The organism is Paenibacillus sp. J14 (assembly GCF_000518465.1).
Lineage (GTDB): Bacteria > Bacillota > Bacilli > Paenibacillales > Paenibacillaceae > Fontibacillus > Fontibacillus barengoltzii.
This window is the reverse complement of record NZ_JADQ01000008.1, coordinates 120782-128696: the sequence shown is the minus strand read 5'-3', so window position 1 is coordinate 128696 and position 7915 is coordinate 120782. Positions and strand designations below refer to the sequence as shown.

Here is a 7915-nt window from a genome sequence, read left to right as displayed (position 1 = left end):
CTCCACTCCCTTGTATTTGCACAGACGCTTAAATATTTCGATCAAATCTCTCCTCACTTGATTATAGATCTCTTTCCGTCTATACTTCGGGGTGAACACGATATGGTATTTGCACATCCACTTCGTGTGAGCTAAACTATAGCTCTTGTTTGCCATCTAAGACCATTCCTTTCTTTTATTGAGCCTGAACATCTCAATTTTATGGGAATGGTCTAGTTGGTCAAACCTTCGTTCCTCCACCCGCATAGCGGGTGGTTTTTTGTTTCGCACGCTTCGCGAGCTCAACTGGCTAAAGCCATAAAAAAAGCCCCTTGGGATCAAACCCAAGAGGCATTATAAACGAATCATTATGGTCCATTTTATTCTTCTTAGAAAATAAACTTCAAATCGCCAAGGCGTCGTTTGATTTCAGAAATGACGCGGCGTTCTTCTTCTTCCCCGTCGGCGATAAACGTCACGGAGAAGCGCACGTAATGGCCGGCATCGTCCCACGGCACCGTCGAAATCAGCTTCTCGCGGATCAAGAACTGTGAGAAGTCTTCCGCCGTTTCAAACGTTGGTCCGCCTTCCACGCCTTTTGGCGCTTGCACATAGAGGAAGAACGAACCCTTCGGCTTCTTCGCCTTAAAGCCCAAGTCATTCAGAGCATTCACCAGCAGCTCATGGCGGCGCGAATATTTCTCGGCGATGCGCTCCGTGATTTCTGGATGAGCCAGCCCGTAAGCGGCCGCTTTCTGAATAGCGATAAATTGACCGGAATCGTTGTTGTCCTTCACGTCGCTGAACGCTTTAATGATCAGCGGGTTGCCGGCAACAAACCCAATTCTCCACCCGGTCATGTTGTACGACTTGGACAAGGAGTGCAACTCGACCCCTACGTCCTTTGCTCCCGGTACCGACAAGAAGCTCAGCGGCTTCAAACCGTCATACGTCAATGCAGCATACGGTGCATCGTGTACGATCACGACATGATATTTCTTCGCCCAGTCCACGACCTTGGCAAAAAACTCCTTCGTCGCGCTCGCGCCCGTCGGGTTGTTCGGGTAGTTCAAGTACATCAGCTTGGCCTTACGTGCGACCTCTTCTGGAATCGCGTCCAAATCCGGCAGGAAATCATTCTCCTCCGTCAACGGCACGGTATACACCTCGCCGCCCAAATACTTCGTATGGGTCCCGATAATCGGGTAGCCCGGCACGGTCATAATCGTGATATCTCCAGGATTGATGAAGCAAGAAGGGAGCATAGCGATCGCTGGCTTGGAGCCGATCGAGTGCACTACTTCCGTAACCGGATCGATATCTTCAACGCCAAAAACATCATGAAGATACTTCGCCGCCGCTTCCTTGAACTCGGCGATGCCGTTGTCGGCGTACCCGCGGTTCTCGCGTTTTGCCGCTTCCTCCGCCAGTTTGGCCACAATGCCGGCATCCGCCATATCATCAGGTTCGCCGACGCCCATGTCGATCAGTTCAACATCGGGAAAATCCTTCTTCGCTGCCGCTTTCGCCCGTTTGATTTTCTCGAATTTATAAATAGCGGTATCTTTGCCGTAGTTCGCCCCGCCAATGCGCTCTGCAAATTGTTGTTGAATATAAGTTTCCTGTCCATTCAGCGTACTCATCGTAAACGTCCATCTCCTTCGTATTCATAAAAAAATCCATCCTCAAATGATTCGAACTCGCACTTTAAATATGCAGGAATTCGGCCCATTTAGAGAATGGATTAATCACCTGATCGTTTGTACTTTTTGATCAAGCTGTCTCCTGGAGGTGAACATTCTATAGGTTAAATCACCAAATCTAAGCAATGGCTTAGCGATTTCTCAGCGATTGCAGCACATCTTCCATATCCGCCGGAATCGGTGCACTAAACTCCAAATACCGCCCGTCTTCCGGATGCTCAAAACCGAGCACAGCAGCGTGCAGCGCTTGTCCATCCATTTTGATCCCTTTACTGCGTCCATACAGCGGGTCTCCCACCAACGGATGGCCGATAAACTTCATATGCACACGGATTTGATGCGTACGTCCCGTTTCCAGCTTGAGCTCAAGCAGCGTATAATCACCAAATCGCTCCACCACATGAAAATGCGTAACCGCATGCTTGCTGTTCCGTTCAATTACTGTATACATCTTGCGATCATGGGGATCGCGGCCAATCGGCGCATCTACTGTGCCTTGGTCATGGCTAACGTTGCCGTGAACCAAAGCATAATATTTCCGCGTCACCGTATGCGCCTTCAGTTGAGCGGCCAACGAGGCATGGGCCTTATCGTTCTTCGCTGCCATAATGAGACCTGAGGTGTCCTTATCGATCCGATGCACGATCCCAGGCCGAAGCTCGCCATTGATTCCCGACAGATCCTTGCAGTGAAACATCAAGGCGTTCACCAGCGTGCCGGAAGTATGTCCCGGTGCCGGGTGCACGACCATGTCGCGCGGCTTGTTAACGACGATCACATCACTGTCTTCATAATAAATGTCCAGCGGTATGTCTTCCGGTACAATTTCCGTAGGCTCTGCCTCCGGAATCACCAGTACGATGCGGTCGCCTTCGGCCAGCTTGTAATTGGCTTTCACCGACGCCCCATTTACAACCAAGTTCCCCGCTTCAATCCACAGCTGAATCTGGCTGCGGGAGAACTCTTCGCCCAGCTGCGTTTTTGCAAATTTATCGATTCGCTCTTTCGCGTCAGCCGGTCCGGCCACCCACTCAAGCTTCTCTTCTTCAAAATCCTCTAGCGTTTGATCCAAACTCATACGTTTTCCTCATGCTCCTGTGGTGTTGCGGCTTGCTTCTCCCGGCGAAGCTCCAGCAGTGAATCCAAAATGATCAGCGCCACGCCAATAACGATGCAAGAATCCGCAACGTTAAAAATTGGGAACGTGTACGAACCGAAATTAAACATCAGAAAATCAACGACTTCCCCACTGACGGCACGATCGAGAAAATTGCCGATGGCTCCGCCAAGTACCAGAGACAACGCTACCGGCAGCATTTTGTTGGGTTGATTTTTTATTTTAAGCAAATACCAGATGATCCCAAGCACCACAACCGTAGTCACCACAATAAAAAACCAGCGTTGATCCTGCAAAATGCCAAACGCCGCGCCGCGGTTCCGATGGGAGGTAATCAAGAAAAAGTTGCCGATCACCGGGATTTGTTCCCCGATCGTCATTCCGGTTGCAATCCAATATTTCGTGCCTTGATCCACCAGAAAAACGATTAATGCAATCAAAAAGTATACCACGCGGTCCGTCACCTCGTTTTTCATTTCCCGCTCGCACCAAGCGGCAGGATATTCCTCTTCTAAGCCTTGTATATTGTAGCACAGCCGGAAATGGCCCGTCCATGCGCGAAAGGATTTTCCTTAGGTATTTCGTCATGGTTCTGCACAAAATACCGCTAGGAGAGACGTTACAATCACCGCTCTAGATGCAGGAAGGAAGGAGCAACCACATGCCGCATTTAACGAAAGCCCAGCTCGCGGAGCTTACCGCGAAACTGCAGGAAACCAAGTCTGCTTTAACCGAGCAATTATCGGACAATGATCATTATGGAATGAATGAATCGATGCGCGATAATACCAATGAGCTGAGCCAGATCGATAATCACCCCGGGGATCTCGGATCCGAAGTCTTTGAACGGGGCAAAGATTTGGCCCTGACCGAGCATCATGAAATGCATCTGGCCCGGGTTGAGGATGCACTTGAACGAATCGAGGATGGCAGCTACGGCTACTGCGCAACGTGCGGCAAGCCGATCAGCTATGAACGGCTCCGCGCCATCCCGGAAACAGCGTATTGTAAAGATCACAGTCCGCAATCGTTCGTATCCGCCAAACGGCCGATCGAGGAAATCTTCTTATCTCCGCCGTTTGGCCGCACGAGCTTGGATGAACGCGAGGATCAGAATGGCTTTGACGGGGAGGATGCTTGGCAAATCGTTGAGAGCTATGGAACCTCGAATTCACCGGCGATGGCCGAGGATCGGGAAATCGATGATTATAATGATATGGAAATCGAAGCCTCCGATGAGCTCGATGGATTTGTGGAGCCTTACGAATCCTTTGTTGCCACAGATATCTATGGCAAGAATGTTTGCTTTTACCGCAACGGCGTTTACCGGAAACATATGAGTGCCACGGAGCATTTGGACAGCGAGGATTCGCTCGGAACCGGACCTAATACGTATTAAGCTCCATCTGTCTTTGCACAATCCGCACGATGTCCGCGATATAATCGCCGATGATCGGTAAGTTCAGTGCCCCCAAGAGCTGCAGGACGTAGATGATCGTTGCCGCAAAAAAAGTAAACCCAATCGCGATTCCCACCCCGCGGGCAATTCCGGACAACAGGCTTAGCCAAACCATGCGCCACGGGCGGTTCAGCAGTTGGGTGTACTCGGTGATCCGCGATTTCTCTAACTGCCGGGTCCACTTCAAGGTCAGACGGTATACGGCGTTCATCTGCTCCTCCGGCGTATTCGGCAAAGGTTCTGCAGCCTCAGGCGCCGCAGGTGCCGCAGGTTCAGGCCTCGGTTTTCGACGAATCATGAACAACCCATCCTTTGCTCCCCAGTGTATCCCAAAACACAAACGAGCCCGTTCCCCTTTTACAGGAGAGCGCAGGCTCGTTTGCTTCAATTGCTATTATTATGACCTTCCTGGAAAAGCTCCATTCAGGTACTTACGCATCAATTGAAATCGCGATGGTTTTGCTGCCGAGATCTACCGTTTCAGCCTGGCCTTGCGGCTTGCCGAAGGCGACGTCCGTGATCAAGACGTTCTCACGCAGCACATGTTCAAATGCGGTGATGGCTGCTTTTAATTCATCGTCAACATCCAAGGTGAGGTGTACCCGTTTCTCGATCGGCAGATCCAGCTTCTTCCGGGTATCCTGCACCGCGCGGACGACTTCACGCACCCAGCCTTCTTGTTCCAGCTCCGGCGTGATGTCCGTGTTCAGCGCAACGGTTAAGCCGTAACCGGAAGCGGAGGCGTAACCCGGCTTCGCTTGTTTCTCAACGAGCAATTCGTCCGCAGTGACCGTCAGCTCTTCGCCTTCCGGCGAAGTCACGGAAAATTGACCTTGCTCCACGATGGCGCGGGTTTGCTCCGGCGCGAGATTTTTCAGGTAGCCTTGCAGGAAGCCGACGTTTTTACCGTATTTCTTCCCGGCCACCTTCAGGTTCAACTTCAATGTGAAATCAACAAAACCGCTGTCGCTCGTTTCGATGTCGATCGCTTTGACGTTGATCTCTTCCTTGATGATGTCTTCATATTCGCTCACCGCAAACTCCCGGTCCATGGAGACGATCAGGCTGGACAACGGCTGACGCGTTTTGATGCCGCTCTCGTTACGGACGTTGCGGGCCAGCTCAACGATTTGCCGTGCGCTCTCCATGTCTTGCTCCAGTGCAAGATCGATCAGCGATTCATCCGCTTGCGGATAATCGGCCAGGTGGACGCTTTCCCCGCCGCCCAAGTTGGTGAAAATGTCCTCAGCGATCAACGGCGCAAACGGCGCGATCACTTTGGATAGGGTGAGCAATACGTGAGTCAGCGTTTGGTAAGCGGACAATTTGTCATCGTTCAGGCCGCTGCCCCAGAACCGGTCGCGGGAACGGCGGATATACCAGTTACTGAGCTCATCGATAAATCCTTCGATCGCTTGCGAGGAGTTCACGAAGTCGTTCACCGCCAGGCCTTTGTCGACCACTTGAATTAAGCTGTTCAGACGGGACAGAATCCAGCGGTCCAGCTTATTCTCGGAAGGACGGTAAGCATGCTCTTCCGGTTTATAGCCGTCGATCCCGGCATACAGCGTCAGGAACGCATGGGTGTTCACCAGCGTATCTACGACTTTCGATTTGGCTTCAGCTACGATGCCTTTGGAGAACCGTTTGCTGTTCCAAGGCGCGCTGTCGGACAAGAGTGCCCAGCGGAACGCGTCCGTGCCAAACTCGTTGATAATTTCCCAAGGATCGATGACATTGCCTTTGGATTTGGACATTTTCTGCCCGTTTTCGTCCAGCACGTGGCCGGTGGCAATCACGGCTTTGTAAGGCGCTTTGCCAGTGAACAGCGTGGACACGGCCAACAAGCTGTAGAACCAGCCGCGCGTTTGGTCGATCCCTTCGCAGATCATATCTGCCGGGAATTGCTCCGCGAACGTCTCTTGGTTCTCAAACGGATAATGATGCTGCGCAAACGGCATCGAACCGCTGTCGAACCAAACGTCGATGACTTCGCTCGTCCGTTCCATCACGCCGCCTTCGCAATGCGGGCAATGAACCTTCACTTCGTCAACGTACGGTTTATGCAGCTCCAAATCCTCGCTGACATGGCCTACCGCATGCTCCCGCAGCTCGGCGATGCTGTGCGGAGCGAATTGTCCGCCGCAATCCGGGCAAACCCACACGTTCAGCGGCGTCCCCCAATAGCGGTTCCGGCTGATATTCCAATCGACCAGCTCTTCGAGGAACTTCCCGAAGCGGCCTTCACGAACATGCCCTGGATACCAGTCCACGGAATTGTTGTTGGCAATCAGCTGATCCTTAATGGCTGTTGTTTCGATAAACCAGCTCTCCATCGCATAGTAGAGCAGCGGCGATTTACAACGCCAGCAGTGCGGGTAGCTGTGCTCGTATTTCTCTTTGCTGTACAGCGTTCCTTGCTCGGACAGCATCTTAACGATGTCAAGGTCACAGTCCTTGACGAAACGGCCTGCGAAATCGGTTACCACGTCCGTATAGCGGCCTTGACCGTTCACAACGCTGACAAAGGTGATGCCGTTCTCGCGGCAAGTGCGGTAGTCGTCCTCCCCGTGAGCCGGTGCCATGTGAACGATCCCTGTACCGCTGGCATCCGTAACGAACGAAGCACCAACGATCACGTTAATGTTATCCGCTTTGATGTAGGTAAACGGCGGCGTATAGGTTTTGCCAACGAATTCCGAACCTTTGTGCGTCGACAATACCGTGTAATCGCCTTTCATGACTTTCTCAACCAGGTTCTTCGCAACGATATATACACCGTCTTCCTGCTGTACACGGGCGTATTCCATGTCTGGATTCACAGCCAGTGCCACGTGAGACGGAAGTGTCCAAGGCGTGGTCGTCCAAGCCAGTACATATTCGCCGGTGTCGGTCAGCTTGAATTTCGCTGTGGCACTGAGATCCTTCACATCCTCATACCCTTGCGCCACTTCGTGGGAACTGAGCGACGTTTGGCAGCATGGGCAATACGGGCTGACGCGATGGCCGCGGTACAGCAGGCCTTTGTCGTGGATCGTCGCCAGGATGTTCCACACGCTTTCGATGTAGCTGTTGTTCAGGGTGATGTACGGATCGTCGAGATCCACCCAGTACGCAATCGCTTCGGTAAATTCCCGCCATTGCTTTTCGTAGCCAAACACGCTGTCTTTACATTTTTTCACGAAATCCTCGATACCGTACTTCTCGATCTCCTGCTTGCCCGAGATGCCAAGCTCCTTCTCTACGCCCAGCTCGACCGGCAATCCGTGCGTATCCCAGCCCGCTTTGCGGACAACGCGATAGCCTTTCATCGTTTGGTAGCGGCCAACGAAGTCCTTGATGACGCGGCCTAACACGTGACCGATATGCGGCAAGCCGTTAGCGGTAGGCGGTCCTTCAAAAAAAACGTAATTCGGCCGGCCCGCCCGATTTTCGATACTCTTTTTAAACGTATTTTCGCGGCTCCATTTGTCCAGAATCCGCAGGTCGCGAGCCCGCGCATTTTCTTTGACGTCAACCTTCTTCATACTTCTCTTCCTTTCTTTAATCAACCTGTAAAAATAACAAAGCCCCGTCCCTAGAAGGGACGAGGCATTAGCTCGCGTTACCACCCTTGTTTCATGCTTGATAAACACAGCTGTCCGAAGGACGAGCCGC

At 52.1% G+C, this 7915-nt stretch carries 7 protein-coding genes and 1 other annotated feature (1 of these 8 only partly in view); of the genes, 1 reads left to right on the top strand and 6 read right to left on the bottom strand.

Annotated features, from left to right (window positions below):
• The 4 genes from M891_RS24830 to lspA all read right to left on the bottom strand — a co-directional run.
• Positions 1 to 156 (bottom strand): transposase (locus M891_RS24830; RefSeq protein ID WP_028537956.1); only part of this gene is annotated, 156 nt, incomplete at its 3' end.
• A gap of 212 nt (positions 157 to 368) precedes the next feature.
• Complete coding sequence (locus tag M891_RS0104350) at positions 369 to 1622, bottom strand: LL-diaminopimelate aminotransferase (protein ID WP_028537955.1); 1254 nt, start codon at positions 1620 to 1622, stop codon at positions 369 to 371.
• A 190-nt stretch (positions 1623 to 1812) separates the two neighbouring features.
• The gene (locus M891_RS0104345; protein WP_028537954.1) at positions 1813 to 2760 is read right to left on the bottom strand and encodes an RluA family pseudouridine synthase; all 948 of its coding nucleotides are present in this window, start codon (positions 2758 to 2760) and stop codon (positions 1813 to 1815) included.
• On the bottom strand, positions 2757 to 3251 hold the full coding sequence (gene lspA / locus M891_RS0104340) for a signal peptidase II (RefSeq protein WP_036624676.1): 495 nt from the start codon (positions 3249 to 3251) through the stop codon (positions 2757 to 2759). Before lspA ends, M891_RS0104345 begins: the two co-directional genes overlap by 4 nt.
• Positions 3252 to 3460: 209 nt before the next feature.
• On the opposite strand from lspA, the gene M891_RS0104335 reads away from it, so the two are divergent.
• Complete coding sequence (locus M891_RS0104335; protein WP_028537953.1) at positions 3461 to 4198, top strand: TraR/DksA C4-type zinc finger protein; 738 nt, start codon at positions 3461 to 3463, stop codon at positions 4196 to 4198.
• On the opposite strand, the gene M891_RS0104330 is transcribed toward M891_RS0104335, so the two are convergent.
• Positions 4185 to 4556 carry a DUF5665 domain-containing protein gene (locus M891_RS0104330; RefSeq protein WP_028537952.1) on the bottom strand — a complete coding sequence of 124 codons (372 nt, stop codon included), beginning with the start codon at positions 4554 to 4556 and terminating at the stop codon, positions 4185 to 4187. The genes M891_RS0104335 and M891_RS0104330 overlap by 14 nt on opposite strands.
• Before the next feature lie 133 nt (positions 4557 to 4689).
• A complete protein-coding gene (ileS, locus tag M891_RS0104325) occupies positions 4690 to 7785 on the bottom strand; it encodes an isoleucine--tRNA ligase (RefSeq protein WP_028537951.1) in 3096 nt (1031 codons plus the stop codon).
• A 52-nt stretch (positions 7786 to 7837) separates the two neighbouring features.
• Positions 7838 to 7915 (bottom strand) — a binding site (T-box leader) (it continues 234 nt past the right edge of the window).